This window comes from Nitrosomonas mobilis, assembly GCF_900103035.1.
GTDB classification, from domain to species: Bacteria; Pseudomonadota; Gammaproteobacteria; order Burkholderiales; family Nitrosomonadaceae; genus Nitrosomonas; species Nitrosomonas mobilis.
The window spans coordinates 1-23578 of sequence record NZ_FMWO01000045.1; the positions used below are offsets into that span (position 1 = coordinate 1).

A 23578-nucleotide genomic window follows, 5' to 3' on the forward strand; every position below is an offset into this window, starting at 1 on the left:
CTGGACACTGATTCCACGTCAAACTGGACAGTGAAATTAGAGACGTAGCGGTACGCGGGATAACCGTGGCAACCTCGGAGATTTTTTCCGGGGGACCACATGGCCAACAACAGGTTATCCATGCGCAAAATTACAGAAACACTCCGGCTGCATTTCGAATGCGGTCGCTCTAACCGGGAAATTTCCCGCGCCATCGGCGCGTCGCCGACCACTGTTTGCGATTATCTTCGCCGTGCCAAGGCCGCTGGCCTGAGCTATCCGCTACCCGAAGGTATGGGTGATCTGGCACTCGAACGGCGGCTGTTCCCGCCAGTTGTGCCTTCTGATATTGTTCGGTCCGAGCCGGACTGGGTCTGGGCGCATCGCGAAATGCGCAAGAAGAGCGTTACGCTGGAGTTGCTGTGGCAGGAATATAAAGCGGCACACCCTGACGGTTACCAATACAGCTGGTTCTGCGAACGCTACCGGCAATGGGTGGGCAAGCTGTCGGTCACCATGCGGCAAACGCACACGCCAGGCGATAAGCTGTTCGTCGATTATGCCGGGCAGACCTTGCAGATTATTGACGGGCTGACGGGGGAAGTCAGGTATGCGCAACTCTTTGTTGCCGTACTCGGCGCATCCAACTACACCTTTGCTGAAGCCACCTGGACACAGCAGCTGCCCGATTGGATCGGCTCCCATGTGCGCGCCTTCGAGTTCATCGGGGGCGTGCCGGACATCCTGGTGCCAGACAACCTCAAGTCAGGCGTCAAGCATCCCTCCTATTACGATCCGGAGTTGAACCCGACTTACCGCGACTTGGCCACGCACTATGGCGTGACGGTTCTACCGGCACGCGCTCGCCGTCCGCGCGACAAGGCCAAGGTGGAGAATGGCGTGCTGGTGGTCGAACGCTGGATACTGGCACGGCTGCGCAACCAGCATTTCTTCAGTCTGGAAGAGGCCAACCGCGCCATATCGGCATTGCTGGCCGACTTGAACCAGCGCCCATTCAAGAAACTGCCCGGTTGCCGCCACCGCGCGTTCGTCGAGTTCGACTGCCCGGCACTCAAAGCATTGCCGGCGGATCGCTACCAATTCGCCGAATGGAAGATCGCTCGTGTCGGCATTGACTATCACGTTGAGATCGCAGGCCACTATTACTCGGCGCCGTACCGGTTCGCTCGTCAGGAAGTGGATGTGCGCTTCACTGCAACGACGGTTGAAATATTCCATCGCGGCAGCCGCATCGCCGCACATGCCAGAAGTTTGCTCAAAGGGCGGCACACCACCATCGATGCGCATATGACACCGGCGCATCAGCAAGTGGCGGGTTGGAATGCCAAACGCCTGCTCGACTGGGCGCAGAAGGTAGGGCCTGACACACGCGCGACGGTGGAGATCATGTTGGGGCAGCGCAAGCACCCGCAACAAAGTTACCGCGCCTGTCTGGGCGTGCTGCGCATGGGTCGCGATTACAGCAATCAGAGGTTGGAAGCCGCCTGCACTCGCGCGCTTGCCCTGAACGCGGCCAACTACCGCAGTGTCAGCTCCATCCTCAAGAATGGGCTGGATAAACAAATCCAGACGGAAGCCGCGCAAACCACCTTGCCGCTCACGCACAGCACGGTGCGCGGCCCCGAGTATTACCACTAACCACAACCCACCAAGGAGAAACGGCATGTTGAATCACCCCACCTACCAGCAACTCAACCAACTGCGCCTGTTCGGCATGGCAAAGGCGCTGAACGAACAGCAGCGATTGCCCGAACTTGACCGCATGTCGTTCGAGGAACGTCTCGGCCTGTTGGTCGAACGCGAGGCCAGCGAACGCGCATCCATGCAGACCACGGCACGATTGCGCCGCGCCAGGCTGAAACATGCGGCCACGCCGGAAGATGTCGATTACCGCGTGGCGCGCGGCCTGGATCGAATCTTGTTCAACCGGCTGCTGGCAGGCTCATGGATCAAAGAGCACCAGAACGTGTTGATCACGGGGCTGACCGGACTGGGTAAAACCTGGCTGGCCTGTGCTTTGACCAATCAGGCGTGCCGGCTGGGCTATTCGTCTCTGTATGTGCGCGTGCCGCGTCTGTTCGAGGAATTGGCCGTTGCGCATGGCGACGGGCGTTATGTGAAATTCATCACGCAGCTCGCCAAGGTCGATGTTCTGCTGCTGGACGATTGGGGCGTGGCGATGCTGACGGATTCCGCGCGGCGCGATTTGTTGGAAATACTGGATGACCGCTATAACCAGCGCTCGACCATCGTCACCAGTCAGTTGAAGGTGGACGACTGGCATGAATCAATCGGCGATCCCATCCTGGCGGATGCCATTCTGGATCGGCTCGTGCATAACGCACATAAACTGGATCTGTCCGGCGAGTCGATCAGAAAGAGCAAAAGAGATTTGACTAAACCCTCAAATCAGGAGTAAAAAACAACCCCCGCGTCGCTACGCTCCGACTGTCCAGTTTGCCGTGGACTGAGTGTCCAGTTTCCGTGGAATACGCAAGCATTTGATAACAAACAGCGTTTGTGGCGACAAAAGGAGGTGAAGTATTTGTTCTGCCACAAAGCCTTGGCCAAAGTGTTTCGCGCCAAGATACTGGATGGATTGCGCCAAGCGGGGATTGCCTTGCCTGCCAATTATCCGGCCGATTGGGTGGTCGATTGTCAGGCTGTGGGCGCGGGTGATAAGGCCTTGGTGTATCTGGGACGTTATTTATACCGTGGCGTGTTGCCGGAGAAGCACATCTTGTCCAATGAAAACGGGCAAGTGACTTTCCGCTATCAAAACGGACAAACCAAACAATGGCAAACCCGCATACTGGACGGCGTGTCGTTTCTGAAACTTATCTTGAAACACATCCTGCCCAAAGGCTTCCGCCGCGCCCGCAACTACGGTTTTTTACATCCCAACTGCAAGCTGGTCAAATGGGTGCAGTTAATCAAACGCATTGCTACACCGCCACCTACACCACGCCCAACGATAAAGTGTGCGTGCTGCCAACAGCCCATGCGTATCTTACGTACTCGGGTTAACACTGTATGGGCTCACATCATGCAACAAGATAAAGCTCGGGAGACGGCCATGTAACCCTTCACACTCCGCCAACCTGCCCAAACCGGCAGGTGCGGCTAAACTCATTCTAAAAATGGCCAAAACCACAGCAAAATCGCCACGTTTACATTGAAAAATGGTTTGAAACTCAGTTTAAATGGGGTGGTTTTGGGTAGTTGAGGGGAAAATAGCTAGATTTGCAGGAGGGGATGAAGATATATTTGCATCGTGTTGTCGGTAGCCCTGCCGGGTTCGTCCAACAAACGGTTCAGGTCGTGGCTAGCACGACCTAACCTTACTCGTTAGGCGCCGCCGCGCAACGCTTCAAGTTGTGCATCGGACAACTTCTTGGTTGCTCCCCAGCCCTGAAGGAACGTTCCAAGGATCGATGTGGCCTCGCGAAAGCAGTCAAGGACTTCTACCCAACTGAACTCCGGAAACTTAAGGTCCTGGTCTGAGACCAGGAACTGGACTGTACGGTCTGCGTCGCCAAGTCCCTCGATCGCATCCGCAATGTGTGCGCCGGAAAAGTGTACGTACCCCGATAAGTGCTTGTAGACCGCGGGCAGCCAAGGATGCTCATCCCTATGCAGTTGTACGAGGTGCGAATCGGTCAAACGCGTGCCGGTCCGAGTTTTCAGCTTGTCGATCCGCTCACCCTTCAGGACCGAAGTAGCGAAGGCATGCGGATCGGCCACATGCCATGCCGCCGAGAAGCGAAGCGACGTGTCAATATGCATTCTGAGAAGTGCACGGGCGATGACCATGTTCCAAGATCTCACCATGGCACCGAAGGCGCTCGTTGTGCTGGCATGTCGCTTTGCAGCGGCAAAGGCAAGAAAGTCGAGCGGAAACATGGGACTACCAGCCGGAACCACGACCTCAGTCATGACCTCGCGCATGCGCTCTGCGTCCGCTTCAACTTGAAGCAGGAGCGCTTCGACAGCTTCACTCTGCGGGGGATGTGCCATGAGTGTGTTTGCGGCGCCTAACGCCTGAGTTCAGCGGCATTTGAGGCGACGCCTGTTTTTGCGATAGCAAAAATGGGTGGCGGGTCAAATGTCCGCTGCAACGATTTGTTATGCCGCTTTATTTGCACCCCATTCCTTCGTTTCTACTGCGCCATCGCTCGTTCTGTGTGCGTGGAATTTGTTGTGACATTTATCGCAGCCAACAACCCGACTTGTTGAGGGGTATTCTCCCAATTCCACTTCCGTTTTCCCATCACAGTCTGTGTACGGACAATCGACTGATGTGCGTATCCCAGCAGGACTTTCTTGCTTGAGATTGTCGCGTAAGGTTTTGAGGAAAACTGTCAGAGTTTCGGAGTTTGGCTTTATCTTTCCTCGTTCCAGCTGCGTGATGACTTCTCCAATTGAATCAATAGTTTCGTTGATTATTTTCGGGTCAAACTTTTCCCCGGCGAGATCATTTATATCAGCAATAATCGCTCTCAGACTAGGAACGATCTCCGAGAGTCTACTTATAACCAAGTGCTCACCTGTCGCCCCCTTCTCTTGAACGATGATTGAGCTGATTTGCGAAGTTATTGTTGCCAATAGACGATTGATCGAATTTAGCCGAGGCGAAATAGTCTTCATAAATCTTCTTGCAGTAACGAATGAATCTGCAAGAAGTGCTCCGCCAACCGCAGAAAGTGCAGCGCTCACGGCAATTACGGAACCAGCTGATTCGGCGGCCACAGCTGGAAGATAGACCGCTGCAAAAATGAGCAAAAGCGCTCCAGCAAGCTTTAGCCATTGAATTTCAGATTGCGGCAAAATTTCTTTCACTATCAAGCCCTTCATTATTAATTTCCCCACCAATTACCCCACCACTTTTTCTGCGGCATAACGTTCAGTATACACCGCAAGCGGTGTATACTTCTTAACAAGAAGGTGTATAACAAATCTATTATTTGATAACACAATGAATTTAAAAGAAATATGAATAAAATGCCACCATCTCATGCGCCGACTTCACCCAAGTTACTTGATCAGCTTCGTGACAAGCTGCGTTTAAAGCATTACAGCATAAGGACTGAGGTGCAATATGTCCAGTGGGTACGGCGCTTCATTTTATTTCATGATAAACGGCATCCACAGGAGATGGGGGCCGGGGAGGTGGAGGCTTTTTTGACACATCTTGCTGTATCGGGCAGGGTGGCGGCATCAACGCAGAATCAGGCACTTTCAGCTTTGCTGTTTTTATATCGGGAAGTGCTGGAAATCGATTTGCCCTGGCTTGACAACGTGGTGCGAGCAAAGCGGCCGGCACGTTTGCCAGTGGTGCTGACGCATAATGAGGTACAGGCGGTGTTGGGTCGGATGACAGGAGCACATGGCTTAATGGCGCGCTTGCTGTATGGCACCGGTATGCGGTTAATGGAATGTGTACGTTTGCGGGTTAAAGATGTGGATTTTGAGCGAGCTGAAATACTGGTGCGCGATGGCAAGGGGGCAAAAGATCGGGTAACAATGTTGCCGCAAAGTTTGATCCCGATTTTGAATGAGCATATACGACACCGGCGATTGCTCTACGAGGATGATCTGGCCAAAGATATGGCCGCAGTGTATTTACCGGATGCACTGGAGCGAAAATATCCAAAGGCGGCGACTGACTGGATTTGGCAGTATATTTTTGTTGCCAAGAGCTATTCAGTTGATCCGCGCAGTGGTGTAGAGCGACATCATCATATGGATGAAAAATTGCTGCAGCGTGCGATGAAGAAGGCAGTGCTGGCAGCGGGAGTGACCAAGCCAGCTACACCACATACCCTGCGCCATTCCTTTGCCACGCATCTTTTACAAGCTGGCTATGATATTCGTACAGTGCAAGAGCTATTAGGGCATAGTGATGTTGCCACCACAATGATTTATACCCATGTACTGAACAAAGGTGGCAAAGGTGTGATCAGCCCGCTGGATCATCTGTAAAACTGATTAATCAGAATGTTTCCAATTGCCTAACACTTATAGGCAGTTCAAGGACAAAGTTAGCAAAAGAATGGAAGCTTTTGAGCAAACTTTAAACGCAGAAATGGCAGCACAGGTAGTTTTTTACAGGCTCCTTAATGGAAATGTGAGAGTGGCTGCTTCAGAAACGCTTGTTCTTCCGGCGTGGAAATTCGTCCCAGAATTTTATTTCTGTGCGGGTAGCGGCCAAAATGGTCAATGATGGCTTTGTGTCGCTGTTCGTAGTAATAGCTTTTTGCCGAGGCAAAATCCTTATGGAGTGCTGCTGCCACGACATGTATCTGCCGCGATTCACTGTGCATATAAGGCAGCAACAGGAAACCGCGTTGCTTCTGATTCAATGACTGCAGTGCGCCGGAAGCGACAGCTTCCTGGGCAAGCGCCAATGCCATGGGATCCTGGGCAAATGCCTGTGGGGTATCACGATAGACATTACGCGAAAATTGATCCAGCACGATGATTTCAGCAAGACGGCCTGTCGCAGTCGTCCGCCATGAAAACAATTCGGCAGCGGCGGCCTGCTGAATTAAACCGGAGAAACGCTGACGAATCAGTTCATCAAAGTTTGCATCAGCAGAAAACCAGAGTTTTTCCTTGATTTCCTGGAACCAGAATGACAGAACCTCTGTGTATATTTTCATTACCATGCTATCGAGCTTCGAAAAGTTAACGTTCAAACCTGATATCTCGAATCACTAAATTATTACACCTGGTTTTAACGCCTCTCAGATGTGTGATCCGGTTCACGGTGTCCTCAAAAACCGGGAAAAACCAGATTGTGATTCCAGTGGGGTGCCATGCTTAAAACGATAGAAATTACACTAATTGAACGATGGTCGGGTAGTGGGTTTTCCTATTCAGCTTGGGTTCAGGCTGGGTGCCATAACATTGGCAGCATCAGGAATCAACCTGAAAAGAATAATACCAAGGAGAAATATCATGAACGTCAAAACCAAAAAACTGATTGGTCTGGCACTAACCACATTATTGACTGCCAGTCTGGCAACACCCTCCTTGGCGCACGCTGATAGAGGACATCATGGCCATTCCCATCATAAGCATAAGCGCCATAAGCATAAGCACCACGATCATCATCACCATCATGATCATCATCGCCACTCTAACGGGCATGTACACATCTATAGTCAGCCGCCTGTCTATTATCAGCAACACTACCCGCAATCACAATATAATTACAATTACAACTATTACCCCCCGGCTCCGGTATATGTTGTACCACCCCGAATGAATATGGGGATCAGTGCCGGGAATGTGGATTTTATGTTACGTTTCTGATGCGAAAAGCGAGAGGCAGATCTAAATTAAAAACTTATTCTGCTTCCGCCTGATTTTAATTATCGGCGTGCAAGGATAAGGGCTTATGAATGGATGGCAGCAAGCGTTATTGGTTGTGCTAATCATGATCGCTGCAATATCCGACACCACCGCCAGCCGACATAGTACAGCCAGTGAGCGCAGCAAAGCAGGCAGTTCAGCAAACGGCATTTCGGAACAGCGGGCAATCGCCATCGCACAACAACATTTCAGGGGACGTGTGCTGGCAATCAACCGAACTGATAATCTCTACCGCATTAAAATACTGAGTGACCAGGGCATAGTGCATACCGTTCTGATCAATGCACAGAATGGCGCGGTTGTATCCACGCATTAATCTTCAAAGTAAATTTCATGATTCAATTCAACGCATTTTATTGTCACCCTGTGAGACAAGAGGCTTGAATGCGCATTCTGGTTATCGAAGATGAATTCCTTTTGCAAAACCAGATTCGTCAGCAACTGGAAGCAGCAGGTTACATGGTTGATACTTGCAACAATGGCGAAGAAGGGTTGTTTCTCGCTACGGAATACCGTTTGAATGCCGCCATTATCGATATTGGCCTGTCCGGTAAATCCGGTCTGGATGTAATCAAGGCACTGCGACAGCGGGGCAGTCTCCTGCCAATTTTGATTCTGACCGCGCGCAGCAGTTGGCAAGACAAGGTGCGCGGCCTGGAAATGGGTGCGGATGATTACCTGACCAAGCCATTTCAAATGGAAGAACTGCAAGCCCGGGTCAAAGCATTATTGCGCCGTGCCAACGGCATCCCGCAGACCTTGCTGGAATGCGGCCCTATCGCGGTGGATATGACAGCACAACAGGTTTCCATCAATGGTGTAAATATCGAATTAACCTCATTTGAATACCGCTTGCTGGAAGAACTGGTGCGTCATCGTGGTGAAGTGTTTTCTAAACAAATACTTGCATACGCCCTTTATCCACATGACGAAGATCGAGACAGCAATGTGCTTGAGGTCATGATTGGCAGGTTGCGGCGCAAACTTGATCCCGCTGGCATAAAAAAGGGGACGCTACCCTTTCTTATTGGATTCAGCTACAATCCACAAATGCCAAGACTAAGCAGAACTGTATTCGCCGGGATACCACATCACATCGCACAGCGAGGAAATCGGCGAGATGATGTATTTTTCTCCGATGAAGATCGGAAAACCTATCTCGATTGGTTAAAAGAGTATTGCGGCAAACACGGTGTGGACATTTTGGCTTACTGTCTGATGACAAATCACATACACCTTGTTGCAGTTCCTGAAACAGAGGCAGGATTGCAAAAGGTTTTAAAACCATTGCATATGCGCTATGCACAGAAAATAAACCGGAATCATGGATGGAAAGGTCACTTATGGCAAGGGCGATTTTTCTCATCCCCTTTGGGGGATGCTTATTTATGGGCAGCTATTCGTTATGTAGAACGTAATCCGGTGAGGGTAGGAATAGTTGTCAAAGCGGAAGAATACCTCTGGTCGAGTGCCGCAGCGCATTGCAGATTGAAAGATGATGAATTATTAAGCCAAAAGCCAGAGTGGAAGCAACAATGCGAATCAATTTCGGATTGGTCAACATGGTTGACTGAAGACGATGATCCTCATGAACTGGAGGTGTTACGAAGAAATACTGAAAAAGGATTGCCTTGCGGAGCGGATAAATTTATTCACGGGTTGGAGAAAATTGTTGGCAGGCCATTACACTACCGTCCATCAGGACGCCCGAAGAAAGAATAATATAGAGTAGCGTTCCCTTTTCCCAGAGAAGAGAATAATGTCAGAAACTTTAAGTAATATTCTTATAGAAGCTATCAACGATGAATATAAGGCACGCGCAACATATCGCGCTGTCATTCAAAAGTTTGGTGACATACGCCCATTCATTAATATCGTAGATGCGGAGAGCCGGCACATCAATGCCTTATTGCCCCTATTTGATAAATATGACATTGCTATTCCAGAGGATGACTGGGCTTCACACATTGAAACACCTCAATCCATTTTGGAAGCCTGTCGGGTGGGAGTAGAAGCAGAAATTGGAAATGGTAAAATGTATGACAGGCTGCTCAGGTTGACATCAGATTATCCTGACGTTCAACATGTGCTTATGCAATTGCAAAGAGCGTCAACAGAAAACCATCTTCCTGCTTTTCAGCGATGTGTTGAGAGAGAAGGAAGTCAAGGTCAAGGACGGCAACGCTGCCAATGAAAAAAGGGGACGCTACTTATTGGATTCAGTTACAATCCATGAATGCCGAGACCAAGCGCACTGTATTTGCCGGGATGCCGCATCACATCACGCAGCGAGGAAATCGGCGAGAAAGAATAATATAGGGTGGCATCCCCTTTTTATTCGGGGTGTAGCTCAGCCTGGTAGAGTACTGCGTTCGGGACGCAGGAGCCGGAGGTTCAAATCCTCTCACCCCGACCACCCTATCGTTTACTAGACTCTTTCAGTCTTCTGATTACAAACTGTTGAGACCGAATATGGAAATCAGCTGTTACCGCGAAACTGAGATTAGCCGCGAGCGACGGACACTACCTGCTGCCACTTATAATATGGCGGTCAGTCTGCTTGCCAGATGTCCATCCGGAAATCTGTTTGTCCCTATTCGCAGTATGCAGTTTCTAGCTATCATTGATGCAGAAGAATTTATTTTCATAGATGGCGAACGCAAATGCTGGATCGATATTTCCTGGCAGCGCTTCCATTCGTGGGAGCGAAATGCGCTGAATCAGGCAGTTACCTATGATGCAGTTTTTTACAGAGAAAACCAGACATCGGTTATGTTGCGCCTGCAACAGGAATTCCCGCTGGCGCTGCGCGCGATGATGGCAAAGGAACACCCTGACAGCCCTGCAAAGATCATCAAATTTCCAGCAAAAAAAATCGGAGACTGATCAATCATCATCCCCCAATTCGGTGTTCCAACCACTACGTTTTGCTATCAGAATCCGTTGTTCATATAAAAATGAATGCCGTTGCTGCAATTCCGGCGGCAATCGACTGGGCAAATGCGCAGAATCTTCCCATGCCGCATGTACCTTCTCATACAGATTCTGCATTTGTGATGAACTCCAGCCTTGACAAGTTTCAGTTTCGGGCAAAATACCGAATAGCCAGGCATCGATAACAATCCGTCCAAGATGTGTCAAACCGCCATCCTTATCGTGGTCAATTCCGCAATAGTGCTGTTCATTCATCCTCTCATCCCATTTATTATGTATTTAACGTGTCAGGCCAGCATACAGCAATGGTAATTTTTCTGGCAACCGTTGCACATGATCGACCACCATATAATTGCGTTCACCGAATATTCTTGAAACATATTGATCCCCGCGCGGGTCAAGGCTCATGCAATAGGTAACGACACCGTTACGTGCGGCCTCCTCCACAGCCTTCTTGGTATCGAAACGGAGGTATTGCGGATCACGCACATCTACATCAGCAGGCTCTCCATCCGTGATCACCAGCAGCAATTTTTTGGACGCCGTCTGTAGTTTTAGGTAATGATTGGCATGCCGAATAGCCGCGCCCATGCGAGTGGAGAGCTGGCCCTTCATCCCGGCCAGTCTAGTTTTGGGCAACTCATTATAAGGTTGATCGAAATCCTTGAAACGGTAATATTCAACATCGTGTCGGCCATCCGAGCAAAAACCGTGTATCGCAAACGGGTCACCAATGCGGTTGATGGCATCCGCCAGCAGTACCGTCGCTTGCCGAGTCAAATCGAGTACCGAGAAATCCTGCCCTGCAACAACATCATTAGTAGATTCAGACAGATCCAGCAGAACCAATACCGCGATATCCCGTACTTTGCGCACTGAGCGCATCATCACCCGCGGATCGGGCTGTAGCCCCATCCGGATATCGATTAAGGACGCAACGGCAGCATTGATATCGATCTCATCGCCATCTTCCAGTTTGCGAATACGCTGCACACCTTGCGGCTGCATCGCGTCCAGCAGAAATTTCATCCGGTGAATTTCACGTTTGTATTGAGTGGTAATTTCATTGACCAGCTCCATATCACCCAATTTTGGTCGCTTTTCCTGGACAGTTACCCAGGACGGACGCTCCAGCTGAATCTGATAATCCCATTCAGCATAGTGAAACGGTGACGCCAGTGGCTCCTTGCCTTCCAGCGTATTGTAGGAAACTCCGTGGTCTTCATACGGGAACAATTCTGTTCCAAGCACCCAGATTTCCTGTGCGTCGTCACCCGCAGTCTCAACATCCAGTTCATTGATGAATTCCATAATACTGACGTTTTTGCGCACTTGCTTGGGTGCTTCATAACCCGCAGCAATTGAACGTTCAAAATCGAATTCCTCAAATTCCCAGAAATAACGATTGTCATCACGATACGGTGCAGTCAATATATCCGTTCGTGGATTGAATGCCAGCCGCTTGGCTGTGATTTCGTGCGCCAGCTGCACACCGATATCCCAACTGATCTGATTATCAAGCAAGCGTTCCTGTTCCTGTGCCTGTGCGAATAGCAAACGCCCCTGGCTGACCCACTCATCGGAATCGTGGTAATCCGGGTCAAGCAACGCACGCGCCAGGCGATTCAAATAGTCACCGATACTTTCCTGCATCTCAGGAGTTGCAGTATGCAACACTGCCCAGAGCTCGCGCAGCTTTGGAAACCGTCGGATGGTCAATGCCTCGACACGAGCATCTTCAATGACGGCAATAATTGCCATCTGCAATGGATTCAATGATTCCGCGGAAATGGGTGCTCTGGTTTCAACCAAATGAGCTGCTGCATGAGTTGCCGCCGCGCGATATACTTCAGTGGCTGACACATCGCCACACGTATCAAACGCATCCGGTAAATGAATAATATAGTCGTCTATAAAAGGGCGATAACCTTCGCGGGTTTCAAAATCCCCGGAAGTCGGGCGCATGTAAAAATCTCGTGCCCACAGTGCTCGCAGATACATATTGATTCGACGCTGGATATCGACGAACAGTGTCCCTTTGCGCTCCTTCTGCAACATGGCAAGTGATTCTTTGGAGCTGAGACTGAAGTACTCGATCTGCTCCTCGTAATCTGTGCGATGCGCGTGTGCACCCCACAATGCCCAGCGCCGCAGTCCGCCCAACGTTAATTGACTGAACAGGAAATCCAGTTTATCCAACATTGGCCTTACACCACGCGGTGCCTGAGCGATTAAATGCCCGATAAACTGCAAATAATTGAGAAACAGGCTTGTATCACCCAGTCTGCTGGCTGCCGTTGCTGCCGTTGCAATGATGAGCTCCACTACTGCACCCGAAGTTTTTGATGCCAGCGTCAGACAAGTGGTAGCAAGCTCACTGATCACATCCTCGCCCACCTCTCTGGCCACCAATGGCACTTCGTCAATCCAGGCTTCAACCAGGCCACGGCCTCGCCCAAGCCCCTGGAGCGCAGATATTCCCTTCAGGTAGTTATCCAATCCGCGTGGTGAGAGGATCCGCGTTGCATCATGCCAAGTATTCTCCAGCAGTGCCCTGGATTCGGGTGGCAACGATTCTAATAATTCATCGTAGTCTGTCAGTTTTACACTCATACTTCCCTCCGAAAAATGTTATTCCGACCTCATAGGCCGAGATCAGAAGAAAGTTGTTACCGCAGCATCAAGCGCATCGCGCATATCCGGGTCATCCGTAATGGGTCGCACCAATGCCATGTGACAAGCGGCATGCACATCCACACCTTTGGCAATCAGGCTGCCCGCATAGATCAACATCCGCGTTGAAATACCTTCATCAAGGCCATGCCCTTTCAGATTACGCGCGCGCTCGGCAATCGCCACCAGCTTGCCAGCCACGTCAGCTTTAATACCTGTTTCATGCATGACGATTTCAGTTTCGATATCTGCTTGCGGATAATTGAAATCGAGCGCGCCAAAACGTTGTTTGGTAGATTGCTTCAAATCTTTCATCAGGCTCTGATAACCAGGGTTGTAGGAAATCACCAGCTGAAAATCAGCGTGCGCATGCACCAGTTCTCCTTTTTTCTCCAGAGGCAGTATTCTGCGATTATCGGTCAGCGGATGGATCACGACAGTCGTATCTTGCCTCGCCTCTACCACTTCATCCAAGTAGCAGATTGCGCCAAAACGTGCCGCTGTCGTCAACGGACCATCCTGCCAGCGCGTTCCTTCTGCATCCAACAAAAACCGCCCAACCAGATCGGAGGCGGTCATATCCTCGTTACAGGCAACTGTGATCAGCGGTTTTTTCAGTTTCCACGCCATGTATTCAACAAAACGAGTTTTACCACAACCCGTCGGGCCTTTCAGCATCATGGGCATACGCACCGAATAGGCTGCCTCGTATAACGTGACTTCATCCGCAACTTGGCGGTAATAAGGCTCATTTTTAATAAAAAACTGTTTGATTGCATCGCTCATTATTTTCTCCCGCATTTAACCACAACACTCGCAACCTTATTGACAGGCAAAATAAAACCCCCGCCACCTTCCAGCAACGGGGGTTGATTCATATGTCCCGCGTTGCGTGCTTAAACTGTTTTACCGCGGTAAATCACCATCGACGTTCCCTGGCTTTGCGCTAAGTTGTCGTAGCCAATCAGACGGACATGATTGTTTGGATTGGCTTTATGGCAAGCTTCCGCTTCCTTCAGAATATGATCCACATCGGTTTCACCAAACATCGGCAGTTTCCACATATACCAGTAATTACTCATCAGATATTCTGGTTCGGTATGTTCTACTGCTGGATTCCAGCCTTTTTTCACAATATATTCGACCTGCTTTTTGATCTGATCCTTGCTCAAAGCCGGCAAATAGGAAAAGGTTTCAAATTTACGGCTGGCTGGATCGCTCAGACGGCTACTGTAATCAATCATTTCAGACATTTACTACTCCTGATAAAAAGTAAGTTATTCCCGAAAATTAATATTTACCGAGAATGCTTTGTTTGTTTATTTATGCGCGACATCCAGCTTGTCCACAGTATCAAACTCAAATTTAATTTCTTTCCAGGTTTCCATGGCAATTTTGAGCTCAGGACTGCTTTTCGCGGCATCAGTCAGAATAGCTTTCCCTTCTTTCTCGATTTGTACGCCACGGTTACGCGCTTCCACACAGGCTTCCAACGCAACACGGTTGGCAGCGGCACCAGCCGCATTTCCCCAAGGGTGCCCTAATGTACCGCCACCAAACTGCAAACAGGCATCATCACCAAAAATGGCAACCAGCGCGGGCATATGCCAGACATGGATACCTCCAGAAGCTACCGGGAATACTCCTGGCATGGAACCCCAGTCCTGATCAAAGAAAATACCCCGACTACGATCTTCCTTGATAAAGGATTCGCGCATAATATCAATCCAACCCAATGTCGCTTCGCGGTCACCTTCCAGTTTTCCGACAACGGTACCTGAGTGCAGATGATCCCCACCCGACAGACGAAGGATTTTAGCCAGCACACGGAAGTGAATGCCATGATGCGGATTACGGTCAAGTACTGCATGCATCGCACGGTGAATGTGAAGTAAAATTCCATTATCACGGCACCAGTTAGCCAACCCGGTATTGGCGCAGAATCCACCCGTAATGTAATCGTGCATGATGATCGGCGCGCCAATTTCCTTGGCGTATTCAGCGCGTTTGTACATTTCTTCTGGAGTGGGTGCGGTCACGTTCAGATAGTGTCCTTTGCGCTCACCAGTCTCACGTTCCGCTTTATGGATCGCCTCCATGACAAAATCAAAACGTTGCCGCCAGCGCATGAATGGCTGACTATTAACGTTTTCATCATCCTTTGTCAGATCTAGGCCACCACGCAGGCATTCGTAAACTGCACGCCCATAGTTTTTAGCAGACAGACCCAGTTTTGGCTTGATCGTACATCCCAACAGCGCTCTACCATATTTGTTGAGGATGTCACGTTCGACCTGAATCCCATGGGGTGGGCCACCGCAGGTTTTGACGTAGGCTATGGGAAAACGCACGTCTTCCAGGCGCAGCCCTCTGATAGCCTTGAAGCCGAATACGTTACCAACCAACGAGGTGAAAACGTTGACGACTGAGCCTTCTTCAAACAGATCGATCGGATAAGCGATAAAAGCAAAAAAACAGGTATCGTCACCGGGTACGTCTTCAATTCGGTAAGCCCGACCTTTGTAGTAATCGAGATCGGTTAACAGATCGGTCCAAACTGTCGTCCACGTACCGGTTGACGACTCGGCAGCGACTGCTGCGGCTGCTTCCTCACGATCGACACCTGGCTGCGGGGTGATTTTGAAACAGGCCAGAATATCGGTTTCGTTTGGTGTGTATTCCGGTGTCCAATAAGTCTGCCGGTATTCCTTCACACCAGCACTATAGGTTTTTTTAGCGGTCATGCTTGCAATCTCCTGAAAAGCCTCACCCGAGCCGTGAACTATTCACCAGGCGGGCTACTGTTTAAAAAATCAAACGATACTGCAGGCAAAACTATACCGCGCATCAATCATAAGTACAAATTAATAATTATGATGGTTATAATAAACTTTTACTTATGATAAAACTTTATTTGACTATGCTACACATTACATTACGTCAACTGAAAGTATTTGAATCAGTGGCGCGTCTGCTCAATTTCACACGTGCAGCGGAAGAGTTACATTTGACTCAGCCAGCCGTATCGATTCAGATCAAGCAGCTGGAAGCCATAGTCGCATTACCGTTATTTGAGCAAATGGGCAAACGCATCTACCTGACTGAGGCCGGACAGGAACTCTTCAACTACAGTCGCAGCATTTCCCAGCAGCTGGCAGACATGGAACTGGCGCTCGAGGAATTAAAAGGTGTGCAACGTGGCAAACTGAATATCGCTGTTGTCAGCACCGCTAATTATTTTGTACCTGGTCTACTGGCGAGATTCACCCAGCGCTATCCAGACATCACCATCAGCCTGCATGTCTCCAATCGGGAAAATGTACTCAGACAGCTGGCTGACAACCTGACTGATCTCGCTATCATGGGACAACCTCCTGGTGGTATCGATATCAGCTCCGAAACATTTCTGGAAAATCCACTGGTCATCATTGCACCGCCAGATCACCCGCTCTGCGGCGAGCGACAGATCCCGGAAAAGCGATTGGAGCAGGAGATTTTTCTCGTCCGGGAGCCAGGCTCCGGCACCCGCAGCGCCATGGAACGTTTCTTCGCACAGGCCAAAATCCGTATCCATAAGGGAATGGAAGCTGACACCACCGAAGCTATTAAACAGGGGATCCAGGCAGGCATGGGGTTGGGCATCATGTCGATACACACGATCAGACTGGAGCTTGAAACCGGTCGATTGAAAATACTCGATGTACAAGGGTTTCCTATCATACGTGACTGGTACGTCGTTCACCGCAAAAACAAAAGGCTTTCCAGTATTTCCATTGCATTCAAGCAATTTTTATTACAAGAAGCCGCCATTTTGGTGACAGGAAACATGATTGACACTGCGCCACGCAGAAACCACTAAATTTTTTGGACGCGACATCCGTTATCAGTCTGGCAATCAAAATAGAGTACTAGCAACCGATGAAGTGCCCTATGCACAGTCAGCAACATTCTGATGATAACTATTTTTAAGGAGAGCGCCATGTCAGACAAAAATTTAAGATTCCTCGTGGTAGATGATTTTTCAACCATGCGCAGAATTGTACGTAGTCTGCTCAAGGACCTAGGCTTTCAGAATGTAGAAGAAGCCGAGGATGGCGCAGTGGCATTAAGAAAATTGAGGGAGGGGGGGTTTGATTTCGTGGTATCCGACTTGAACATGCCCAACATGGATGGATTAACCATGCTGCAGAACATGCGCGCCGATGAATCACTGAAGCATCTTCCAGTACTGATGGTCACAGCTGAGGCAAAAAAAGCAAATATTATTGCCGCAGCACAGGCAGGTGCAAATGGTTATATTGTCAAACCCTTTACTTCTGCCACGCTTGACGAAAAACTGAACAAAATTCTGCAGAACATGGCTGTGCATGCATGATGCCAGCAAGAATTCTATTAGTAAAATGACCAAACCATTTTCCTGGAACAGATGATTGTCATGCCTCTCTACAGCAGGCCAGCTTCGTGATTTCTGACAGCAAGGAGAGCTATGATTATTTCTGGTCTATGTCATTCAGCAAACTGCTCATGCGGCTGATTGCGTACTTCATGCTATTGAAAATGCACAGCCACTCCAGGGCGAACTTGCTGTCCACGCTCAAAAATTATCCTGATTAGCAACAAACGTCAGCAAGGTTTGTCTGACGAGTTTGTTGCGACATAAAAGTCATGGCTGTTAAATGATACAAGGAGTTATCGATCATGGCGATGAATCGAATTCAGTTTCAATCTGGACTGTCGATACTGGAATTTCTCAAGGGCTTTGGTACGGAGGCGCAGTGCGAGCAAGCGCTGGAAGTTGCCCGTTGGTCGGATGGGTTTCACTGTCCACGCTGTAACGGTGCTGCTTACTATGTCATACGTGATGGTATACGCAAGGTTTTTCAATGCAGAGCCTGCCGACATCAGACCTCATTGATTGCCGGGACAGTTTTTCAGGGCACTAAACTACCGTTGACCGTCTGGTTTTTGGCAATTTATCTGGTTAGTCAGGCCAAGACCGGTTTGTCGTCCCTGGCGCTCAAGCGCCAGCTGGGAGTGAGCTATCCTACGGCATGGTTGATACATCACAAACTGATGCAGGCGATGGCTAATCGTGAGGGGCGCTATGTCCTTGATGGCAGAATCCAGGTCGATGATGCTTATCTTGGTGGAGAGCGTGCGGGAGGAAAAGCGGGCAGAGGTTCAGAGAATAAGGTGGCCACTGTTGCCGCTGTGTCTCTGACTGAGGATGATCACCCTTTGCGCGTGAGGCTTACCCCAGTCTCGGGATTTACGCTAAAGGCAATTTCAGCCTGGGCAAAGGATTGTCTGGCACCCGGCAGCACGGTGTTCTCGGATGCCTTGGCCTGCTTTGGTGCCGTCACCAAAATTGGCTGTAGCCACCATTTTACAGTTATCGCCGGACGCAAACCAAAGGAGACTCCCGAGTTCCGGTGGATCAACACTATCCTCGGCAATCTCAAGACCAGCTTGTCGGGTTGTTACCATGCTTTCAACTTCCGCAAGTATGCCGCTCGCTATCTTGCCGCCTTCAGTTACCGATTCAACCGGCGTTTTGATCTTTGCTCACTGCACGAACGATTGCTGATCGCCGCTGCTTCGACCACTCCGCAGCCCTTGCACTCTATTCGAATGGCTGACGTTCGTTGCTAATCAGGAAAATTATTGACCCAATGGCAATTAGCTGCTTGAGAGCAGTTCGGTGAAACATGCAGGCCAACAGGCACTGTAGGTGGCATTGACACAGATAATTGATTTTTTGAGTGAAATATCCAAAAAGTCAGGTTTGACCAGGCAATGCCTGACTGAAGTTTTAATTGCCCAAAGCCATCAGGATTTAGTCGGGCAAGTAACGCAGAAATTGCTGCAAACATTTGAAACACTGGGACAGCAATTGCAGCAGCTACCCACAAAGAAATCTGTCAGCACAAAAACTGGCGGCACAAAACAAGCAACCTGGCTGATAAAACGGATTGGTCATTCGTCATACAAAACAAACAGATACCCTGGCCAGTTAGAATCAGGTTGACAGCCTGCCGGCAAAACTGGGGCTATGAAATTTCATGATCCAATTGATGCTTCTTTAACAACACTTCCAGTGCACCGCTCCCTCCATTCTCCGGCCGAGCCTGGCAAAAAGCGAGCACCGACTCATGTTGCGCAAGCCAGTTACCAGTCAGTTTTTTTAGTACCGGCTCTCTATCGGTGGAACTGAATCCTTTTCCATGAATAATGCGTACGCAACGCAATCTTTGTTGAGTGCTCTCCATCAGAAAAATAGCCAAGGTGCGACGAGCTGCATCGCGCGTCAACCCATGCAAATCCAATTGAGCCTGAACAGGCCAGTCACCGCGACGCAACCTGCGTAATGTCTGCCGCTGCAAACCAGGTCGTATAAATGATCCATCAGCATTTTCTGCTATTTCTGTTATCGGGTGATCGGAAAGCGTGTCTGGCATGACAACAGCGCCGATCGCCCTGCTTCTACGTTTACTGACTGCAGGATGCAAAGCAGGTGACGCTATCTGACCAATCTTTTCCTCTTGTTTCAGCGGCCTGACGTCACGTACGGCCTCCCGAAAAAGAGCTTCCTCTATCTGAGCATCATCGCTCCTCTTACTCTCTGGAGATAATTCATCATCATCCATATTTTTCAGAACTGGACAATAAAACCAAGGCAGGTTTCAAGCCAACCCGTCCAGATACCTTTCCGCATCCAGTGCCGCCATACAACCACTTCCAGCGCTGGTTACCGCCTGACGATAAACATAATCCTGCACATCCCCGGCAGCAAATACTCCGGGGATGCTGGTTGCGGTCAGATTGCCGTCTCTTCCACCAAAGGTGACGATATAACCATTCTTCATTTCCAGCTGCTCTTGAAAAATCTCGGTATTGGGATGATGCCCTATAGCAATGAACACCCCCTGCAAGGCGAGTTTACGCTCAGCTCCCGTCTGTGCATGTTGCAGCCGGACGCCAGTCACGCCGCTGTCATCCCCCAAAACTTCTGCCAGCACGTGATTGAGTGCCAGCTCGATTTTGCCACTCTCGACTTTTTCCATCAATTTGTCGATCATGATTTTTTCCGAACGAAATTTGTCTCGTCGATGCACCAGCGTCACCTTTCGTGCGATATTTGAAAGATACAATGCTTCTTCCACTGCGGTATTCCCGCCGCCAATGACTGCGACATCCTGCTCCTTGTAAAAGAAACCATCACAGGTAGCGCAGGCAGAAACCCCTCTACCCATGAAAGCTTCCTCTGAAGGCAAGCCCAGATACTTCGCAGAAGCGCCGGTCGCAATGATCAATGCATCGCAGGTATACACGGCCTGATCACCAATCAAGCGAATCGGTTTTTCCTGTAAATGTGCGGTATGGATATGATCAAATACAATCTCGGACTGAAAGCGCTCGGCGTGCTTCTGAAAACGCTCCATCAGCTCCGGCCCCTGCACACCCATCGCATCGGCAGGCCAGTTATCGACATCGGTAGTCGTCATCAATTGCCCTCCTTGCGCCAGGCCAGTAATTACCACCGGTTTGAGATTGGCACGCGCGGCATAAACCGCCGCTGTATAACCTGCCGGACCTGAGCCCAGAATAAGTAATCGAGTATGTTTCGTTGTTGTCATGATCATCAGCCTTGTAATTAGTATTGGAAATCACCATCTATTTTCAAGCACAATAGTATGTTTGTATTTTGTGAGCGTACCGGATGATGCCTCCTTACGAGCAATCATCAGTGCCTGCTCCTCCGGGCTCTTGGCTCCCAACAGCAGATCATCCGCATTAAGGGGATGATCCGGAAAATACATCTGTGTAATCAGCGTCGCATAGCGCTTGTGTGTAATCTTGAAATGAATATGAGGTGGACGTACCCAAGACAATGACGCTGGATAGGCACCAGGAAACACCGTTTTGAACAGAAATGCGCCCGATACATCCGTTAACACAGCAGCAAAACCTTGAAAATCAGGATCAATCTTTGCCGGGTTGGCATCTTTCGGATGCAGATAACGCCCTGCCGCATTCGCCTGCCAGATTTCGACCCGCGCACCTTCTATCGCCCACCCTTCTGTATCCATCACTCGCCCGGCAATCAGAATGGAACTCCCTTGCGCGACACCTGTGCGCCCGGTTATATGCGTTAAATCGTAATCCTGATCACGCGGCAGTTTAACCGGATAAAATGGCCCCTCCACCTCAGCGGGTGTTGCCTTAAAAGCTGACTTTGCCATAGCCAGCCGCTTGAACGTCACGCCAAAAAAACTGCCCAGCCCGACCAGAAATCCGTTTTTAAGCAACCCTCTGCGAGCTTCATTTTTCATGCAGGGCATCCTGAAATCTTTTGTGAGAAACGAAGTGTTGTGGCGAAATGTGAATCTTCAGAAACGTCCTCAAATAGAAAGATGACAATAATGCCACCCCACATACTCAATATTATGACCCGGCAATAATACAACAACCTTACAGTCAGCTAGCAAGTAACTTATTTACTTCGAAATGAACGACCTCGCAGATAAAGAAGATAGCGCAGATAAGGTAAAATCAGCTGTGCCCTAAAGATATTGTTGAATCCAATATCTTGCTAACGACATTGTAAACGTCCAACATGACCGCTTGCCATTCATAATTCTTAAAAAATGCCGAAATGACAACTACCACCTCACCAGTCATTGAAGTGATCGGGTTACATACTCGCTTCGGTGACAATATCGTACATGAAGACATCAACCTGACGGCATATCGGTCGGAAGTATTGACGCTGGTCGGTGGTTCTGGCAGTGGTAAAACCACGTTGTTGCGGCAAATGCTCGGATTAGGTAATCCCTCACAAGGCAGTGTCAAGGTTTTTGGATACGCTAGAAATGATTGTGGACACGATGTTCAGAAAAGCCTTCGCCAAAGGATAGGTGTATTGTTTCAACAAGGTGCGCTCTTCAGCGCGCTGACGGTTTTCGACAATATTGCCTTGCCGCTACGGGAGCTGCGAGTACTGCGGGAGTGCGTTGTTCGCGATATTGTGATGCTACGTCTCGATATGGTGGGCGTTCAGTCCCAACATGCCCATAAAATGCCAGCAGAGCTGTCGGGAGGCATGATCAAACGAGTGGCGCTGGCCCGAGCGCTGGCGCTGGACCCGGAGCTGCTGTTTCTCGACGAACCAACTGCTGGCCTGGACCCATCACTAAGTGATAGCTTTGTCAGTCTCATAAAAGACTTACGAGAAGAACTGACTCTGACCATTGTCATGGTTACACATGATCTGGATACCCTCGTCGCAATTTCTGATCGAGTGGCCGTCCTGGCGGACCGAAAGCTGATTGCACTTGGCCCTATTCCACAAGTTATCACGGTCCAGCACCCTTTCATCGAGAATTTTTTTCTGGGTGTACGCGGGCAGAACGCATTACGCGCACTTCAATAACATTTCCCAAGGAAACTATAAATGCCTAACGCTACTACTCTGACACTCGCTCAAATGCTGATTGCGCGCCGCTCCTTGACGCCTGATGATGACGGCTGCCAGAATATTCTGGCAAACCGGCTGGCAAACACCGGTTTTCATAACGAACACTTGCGTTTTGGTAACGTATGCAACTTATGGGCGCGTCGCGGCAATACTGCGCCGCTCGTGTGCTTTGCCGGACATACCGACGTCGTGCCGACTGGACCGCTTGCGCAGTGGGAGAGTGATCCGTTTACGCCAGTAGTTCGCGATGGAAAATTATATGGCCGGGGAGCGGCTGATATGAAAACCTCGCTCGCAGCTTTCATTACAGCTATCGAAGCTTTTATTGCCGACCATCCCGACCATAAAGGTTCGATTGCGCTACTGATTACATCGGATGAAGAAGGGCCAGCGACAGAAGGTACAGTAAAAGTGGTAGAAATGCTTAAAGCACGCGGCGAGGCCATTGATTATTGTATCGTCGGGGAACCTACCTGTACGGATGTGCTCGGCGATACCATCAAGAATGGGCGACGCGGCAGTCTTTCCGGAAACCTAACAGTGAAAGGTATCCAGGGTCATATTGCCTATCCGCATCTCGCCAGCAATCCGATTCATCTCGTGGCGCCTGCCATTGCTGAGCTTGCACAGGCAACCTGGGATACGGGTAACGAGTATTTCCCCCCGACCACCTGGCATATCTCGAATATCAATGGTGGCACTGGTGCGACCAACGTCATTCCGGGCGAAGTTAACCTGCTGTTCAATTTCCGTTTTTCCACCGCAAGTACCGTGGAATCACTCAAAGAACGTGTCCATGCGATACTCGACCGGCATCAACTCAATTACACACTTTCATGGGAGCTTTCCGGCAAGCCCTATTTAACTCCGAAAGGGGATCTGGCCGACGCACTAAGCTCAGCCATTCGTGAGGTTACTGATGTAAATGCGACGCTCTCAACTTCCGGCGGCACATCCGACGGACGCTTCATTGCCGACATCTGTCCGCAGCTAGTCGAGTTTGGCCCTTGCAACGCAACCATCCACAAGCTCAACGAGCATGTGGAGGTTGCAGATATTGAACGACTATCCGATATTTATCGCCTAACTTTGAAAAATCTATTAGATCGAAAGTAA

At 49.7% G+C, this 23578-nt stretch carries 25 protein-coding genes, 1 tRNA gene and 1 pseudogene; 16 read left to right on the top strand and 11 right to left on the bottom strand.

The window, feature by feature from the left end; genetic code table 11:
- Window positions 1-99: 99 nt before the first annotated feature.
- From istA to NSMM_RS06010, 3 genes and pseudogenes are all read left to right on the top strand, one after another.
- A complete protein-coding gene (gene istA, locus NSMM_RS06000; RefSeq protein WP_090285596.1) occupies window positions 100-1638 on the top strand; it encodes an IS21 family transposase in 1539 nt (512 codons plus the stop codon).
- A 25-nt stretch (window positions 1639-1663) separates the two neighbouring features.
- A complete protein-coding gene (istB, locus tag NSMM_RS06005) occupies window positions 1664-2419 on the top strand; it encodes an IS21-like element helper ATPase IstB (RefSeq protein ID WP_090285598.1) in 756 nt (251 codons plus the stop codon).
- Window positions 2420-2497: 78 nt separating this feature from the next.
- A pseudogene (locus tag NSMM_RS06010) lies at window positions 2498-3082 on the top strand (IS91 family transposase); the annotation flags it as partial.
- Between the two features lie 266 nt (window positions 3083-3348).
- Here NSMM_RS06010 and NSMM_RS06015 read toward each other — a convergent pair.
- Together NSMM_RS06015 and NSMM_RS06020 are read right to left on the bottom strand one after the other, a co-directional pair.
- Entirely contained in the window at window positions 3349-4017 is a 669-nt protein-coding gene (locus NSMM_RS06015) for a hypothetical protein (protein ID WP_090285602.1), read from the bottom strand.
- A 108-nt stretch (window positions 4018-4125) separates the two neighbouring features.
- A complete protein-coding gene (locus NSMM_RS06020) occupies window positions 4126-4854 on the bottom strand; it encodes a hypothetical protein (protein ID WP_090285604.1) in 729 nt (242 codons plus the stop codon).
- Between the two features lie 138 nt (window positions 4855-4992).
- Between NSMM_RS06020 and NSMM_RS06025 the strand changes: the two genes are divergently transcribed.
- On the top strand, window positions 4993-5982 hold the full coding sequence (locus NSMM_RS06025; RefSeq protein WP_090285606.1) for an integron integrase: 990 nt from the start codon (window positions 4993-4995) through the stop codon (window positions 5980-5982).
- 134 nt (window positions 5983-6116) lie between these two features.
- Here NSMM_RS06025 and NSMM_RS06030 read toward each other — a convergent pair whose 3' ends face one another.
- Complete coding sequence (locus NSMM_RS06030; RefSeq protein ID WP_041353761.1) at window positions 6117-6662, bottom strand: DUF924 family protein; 546 nt, start codon at window positions 6660-6662, stop codon at window positions 6117-6119.
- A 298-nt stretch (window positions 6663-6960) separates the two neighbouring features.
- Between NSMM_RS06030 and NSMM_RS06035 the strand changes: the two genes are divergently transcribed.
- The 6 genes from NSMM_RS06035 (at window position 6961) to NSMM_RS06060 (ending at window position 10263) form a co-directional block, all read left to right on the top strand.
- Window positions 6961-7317, top strand: coding sequence for a hypothetical protein (locus tag NSMM_RS06035; protein ID WP_090285608.1), 357 nt, complete (start codon window positions 6961-6963; stop codon window positions 7315-7317).
- Between the two features lie 85 nt (window positions 7318-7402).
- The gene (locus NSMM_RS06040) at window positions 7403-7693 is read left to right on the top strand and encodes a PepSY domain-containing protein (protein ID WP_090285610.1); all 291 of its coding nucleotides are present in this window, start codon (window positions 7403-7405) and stop codon (window positions 7691-7693) included.
- A gap of 68 nt (window positions 7694-7761) precedes the next feature.
- Window positions 7762-9099, top strand: a complete 1338-nt coding sequence (locus NSMM_RS15580; protein ID WP_176753871.1) for a response regulator — start codon at window positions 7762-7764, stop codon at window positions 9097-9099.
- A gap of 37 nt (window positions 9100-9136) precedes the next feature.
- Window positions 9137-9571 carry a ferritin-like domain-containing protein gene (locus NSMM_RS06050; protein WP_090285612.1) on the top strand — a complete coding sequence of 145 codons (435 nt, stop codon included), beginning with the start codon at window positions 9137-9139 and terminating at the stop codon, window positions 9569-9571.
- A 145-nt stretch (window positions 9572-9716) separates the two neighbouring features.
- A tRNA-Pro gene (locus NSMM_RS06055) sits at window positions 9717-9793 on the top strand.
- A gap of 56 nt (window positions 9794-9849) precedes the next feature.
- Window positions 9850-10263, top strand: coding sequence for a hypothetical protein (locus NSMM_RS06060; RefSeq protein ID WP_090285614.1), 414 nt, complete (start codon window positions 9850-9852; stop codon window positions 10261-10263).
- Here the strand turns inward: NSMM_RS06060 and NSMM_RS06065 are convergent, their stop codons facing one another.
- The 5 genes from NSMM_RS06065 to NSMM_RS06085 all read right to left on the bottom strand — a co-directional run bounded on the left by NSMM_RS06065 (window position 10264) and on the right by NSMM_RS06085 (window position 15728).
- The gene (locus tag NSMM_RS06065; protein ID WP_090285616.1) at window positions 10264-10566 is read right to left on the bottom strand and encodes a hypothetical protein; all 303 of its coding nucleotides are present in this window, start codon (window positions 10564-10566) and stop codon (window positions 10264-10266) included. It abuts the gene before it with no gap.
- A 24-nt stretch (window positions 10567-10590) separates the two neighbouring features.
- Window positions 10591-12924, bottom strand: coding sequence for a nitric oxide reductase activation protein NorD (locus tag NSMM_RS06070; protein WP_090285618.1), 2334 nt, complete (start codon window positions 12922-12924; stop codon window positions 10591-10593).
- 42 nt (window positions 12925-12966) lie between these two features.
- Window positions 12967-13770 (bottom strand): CbbQ/NirQ/NorQ/GpvN family protein, encoded by an 804-nt coding sequence (locus NSMM_RS06075; RefSeq protein ID WP_090285619.1) that lies wholly within the window; start codon window positions 13768-13770, stop codon window positions 12967-12969.
- A 110-nt stretch (window positions 13771-13880) separates the two neighbouring features.
- The gene (locus NSMM_RS06080; RefSeq protein ID WP_090285621.1) at window positions 13881-14237 is read right to left on the bottom strand and encodes a ribulose bisphosphate carboxylase small subunit; all 357 of its coding nucleotides are present in this window, start codon (window positions 14235-14237) and stop codon (window positions 13881-13883) included.
- Between the two features lie 66 nt (window positions 14238-14303).
- The gene (locus tag NSMM_RS06085) at window positions 14304-15728 is read right to left on the bottom strand and encodes a form I ribulose bisphosphate carboxylase large subunit (protein WP_090285623.1); all 1425 of its coding nucleotides are present in this window, start codon (window positions 15726-15728) and stop codon (window positions 14304-14306) included.
- Between the two features lie 176 nt (window positions 15729-15904).
- Here NSMM_RS06085 and NSMM_RS06090 point away from each other — a divergent pair, with 176 nt between their 5' ends.
- The 4 genes from NSMM_RS06090 (at window position 15905) to NSMM_RS06105 (ending at window position 19012) form a co-directional block, all read left to right on the top strand.
- Window positions 15905-16843, top strand: coding sequence for a LysR family transcriptional regulator (locus NSMM_RS06090; protein WP_090285855.1), 939 nt, complete (start codon window positions 15905-15907; stop codon window positions 16841-16843).
- 120 nt (window positions 16844-16963) lie between these two features.
- Window positions 16964-17359, top strand: coding sequence for a chemotaxis response regulator CheY (cheY, locus tag NSMM_RS06095; protein WP_090285624.1), 396 nt, complete (start codon window positions 16964-16966; stop codon window positions 17357-17359).
- A gap of 323 nt (window positions 17360-17682) precedes the next feature.
- Window positions 17683-18636, top strand: coding sequence for an IS1595 family transposase (locus NSMM_RS06100; protein ID WP_090285626.1), 954 nt, complete (start codon window positions 17683-17685; stop codon window positions 18634-18636).
- Between the two features lie 79 nt (window positions 18637-18715).
- Window positions 18716-19012 (top strand): protein phosphatase CheZ, encoded by a 297-nt coding sequence (locus tag NSMM_RS06105; protein WP_090285628.1) that lies wholly within the window; start codon window positions 18716-18718, stop codon window positions 19010-19012.
- 22 nt (window positions 19013-19034) lie between these two features.
- Here the strand turns inward: NSMM_RS06105 and NSMM_RS06110 are convergent, their stop codons facing one another.
- From NSMM_RS06110 to NSMM_RS06120, 3 genes are read right to left on the bottom strand one after another with little or no spacing between them, the layout of a single operon-like run.
- Window positions 19035-19631, bottom strand: coding sequence for a Smr/MutS family protein (locus tag NSMM_RS06110; protein ID WP_090285630.1), 597 nt, complete (start codon window positions 19629-19631; stop codon window positions 19035-19037).
- Between the two features lie 36 nt (window positions 19632-19667).
- Window positions 19668-20621 (bottom strand): thioredoxin-disulfide reductase, encoded by a 954-nt coding sequence (gene trxB / locus NSMM_RS06115; RefSeq protein ID WP_090285632.1) that lies wholly within the window; start codon window positions 20619-20621, stop codon window positions 19668-19670.
- Between the two features lie 30 nt (window positions 20622-20651).
- Entirely contained in the window at window positions 20652-21317 is a 666-nt protein-coding gene (locus NSMM_RS06120) for a dioxygenase family protein (RefSeq protein WP_090285635.1), read from the bottom strand.
- A gap of 323 nt (window positions 21318-21640) precedes the next feature.
- Between NSMM_RS06120 and NSMM_RS06125 the strand changes: the two genes are divergently transcribed.
- Window positions 21641-22417, top strand: coding sequence for an ABC transporter ATP-binding protein (locus tag NSMM_RS06125; protein WP_090285638.1), 777 nt, complete (start codon window positions 21641-21643; stop codon window positions 22415-22417).
- Window positions 22418-22438: 21 nt separating this feature from the next.
- Complete coding sequence (dapE, locus tag NSMM_RS06130) at window positions 22439-23578, top strand: succinyl-diaminopimelate desuccinylase (RefSeq protein ID WP_090285641.1); 1140 nt, start codon at window positions 22439-22441, stop codon at window positions 23576-23578.

What these genes read in the sequence shown, in the direction of transcription:
- NSMM_RS06015 (WP_090285602.1), bottom strand. Translation starts at nt 4,017, where the DNA reads ATGGCACATCCCCCGCAGAGTGAAGCTGTCGAAGCGCTCCTGCTTCAA.
- NSMM_RS06080 (WP_090285621.1), bottom strand. Translation starts at nt 14,237, where the DNA reads ATGTCTGAAATGATTGATTACAGTAGCCGTCTGAGCGATCCAGCCAGC.
- cheY (WP_090285624.1), top strand. Translation starts at nt 16,964, where the DNA reads ATGTCAGACAAAAATTTAAGATTCCTCGTGGTAGATGATTTTTCAACC.
- NSMM_RS06035 (WP_090285608.1), top strand. Translation starts at nt 6,961, where the DNA reads ATGAACGTCAAAACCAAAAAACTGATTGGTCTGGCACTAACCACATTA.
- NSMM_RS06100 (WP_090285626.1), top strand. Translation starts at nt 17,683, where the DNA reads ATGGCGATGAATCGAATTCAGTTTCAATCTGGACTGTCGATACTGGAA.
- NSMM_RS06060 (WP_090285614.1), top strand. Translation starts at nt 9,850, where the DNA reads ATGGAAATCAGCTGTTACCGCGAAACTGAGATTAGCCGCGAGCGACGG.
- istA (WP_090285596.1), top strand. Translation starts at nt 100, where the DNA reads ATGGCCAACAACAGGTTATCCATGCGCAAAATTACAGAAACACTCCGG.
- NSMM_RS06085 (WP_090285623.1), bottom strand. Translation starts at nt 15,728, where the DNA reads ATGACCGCTAAAAAAACCTATAGTGCTGGTGTGAAGGAATACCGGCAG.
- NSMM_RS06110 (WP_090285630.1), bottom strand. Translation starts at nt 19,631, where the DNA reads ATGGATGATGATGAATTATCTCCAGAGAGTAAGAGGAGCGATGATGCT.
- trxB (WP_090285632.1), bottom strand. Translation starts at nt 20,621, where the DNA reads ATGACAACAACGAAACATACTCGATTACTTATTCTGGGCTCAGGTCCG.
- istB (WP_090285598.1), top strand. Translation starts at nt 1,664, where the DNA reads ATGTTGAATCACCCCACCTACCAGCAACTCAACCAACTGCGCCTGTTC.
- NSMM_RS06120 (WP_090285635.1), bottom strand. Translation starts at nt 21,317, where the DNA reads ATGAAAAATGAAGCTCGCAGAGGGTTGCTTAAAAACGGATTTCTGGTC.
- NSMM_RS15580 (WP_176753871.1), top strand. Translation starts at nt 7,762, where the DNA reads ATGCGCATTCTGGTTATCGAAGATGAATTCCTTTTGCAAAACCAGATT.
- NSMM_RS06125 (WP_090285638.1), top strand. Translation starts at nt 21,641, where the DNA reads ATGACAACTACCACCTCACCAGTCATTGAAGTGATCGGGTTACATACT.
- NSMM_RS06090 (WP_090285855.1), top strand. Translation starts at nt 15,905, where the DNA reads ATGCTACACATTACATTACGTCAACTGAAAGTATTTGAATCAGTGGCG.
- NSMM_RS06040 (WP_090285610.1), top strand. Translation starts at nt 7,403, where the DNA reads ATGAATGGATGGCAGCAAGCGTTATTGGTTGTGCTAATCATGATCGCT.
- dapE (WP_090285641.1), top strand. Translation starts at nt 22,439, where the DNA reads ATGCCTAACGCTACTACTCTGACACTCGCTCAAATGCTGATTGCGCGC.
- NSMM_RS06025 (WP_090285606.1), top strand. Translation starts at nt 4,993, where the DNA reads ATGAATAAAATGCCACCATCTCATGCGCCGACTTCACCCAAGTTACTT.
- NSMM_RS06020 (WP_090285604.1), bottom strand. Translation starts at nt 4,854, where the DNA reads ATGAAGGGCTTGATAGTGAAAGAAATTTTGCCGCAATCTGAAATTCAA.
- NSMM_RS06065 (WP_090285616.1), bottom strand. Translation starts at nt 10,566, where the DNA reads ATGAATGAACAGCACTATTGCGGAATTGACCACGATAAGGATGGCGGT.
- NSMM_RS06070 (WP_090285618.1), bottom strand. Translation starts at nt 12,924, where the DNA reads ATGAGTGTAAAACTGACAGACTACGATGAATTATTAGAATCGTTGCCA.
- NSMM_RS06050 (WP_090285612.1), top strand. Translation starts at nt 9,137, where the DNA reads ATGTCAGAAACTTTAAGTAATATTCTTATAGAAGCTATCAACGATGAA.
- NSMM_RS06075 (WP_090285619.1), bottom strand. Translation starts at nt 13,770, where the DNA reads ATGAGCGATGCAATCAAACAGTTTTTTATTAAAAATGAGCCTTATTAC.
- NSMM_RS06030 (WP_041353761.1), bottom strand. Translation starts at nt 6,662, where the DNA reads ATGAAAATATACACAGAGGTTCTGTCATTCTGGTTCCAGGAAATCAAG.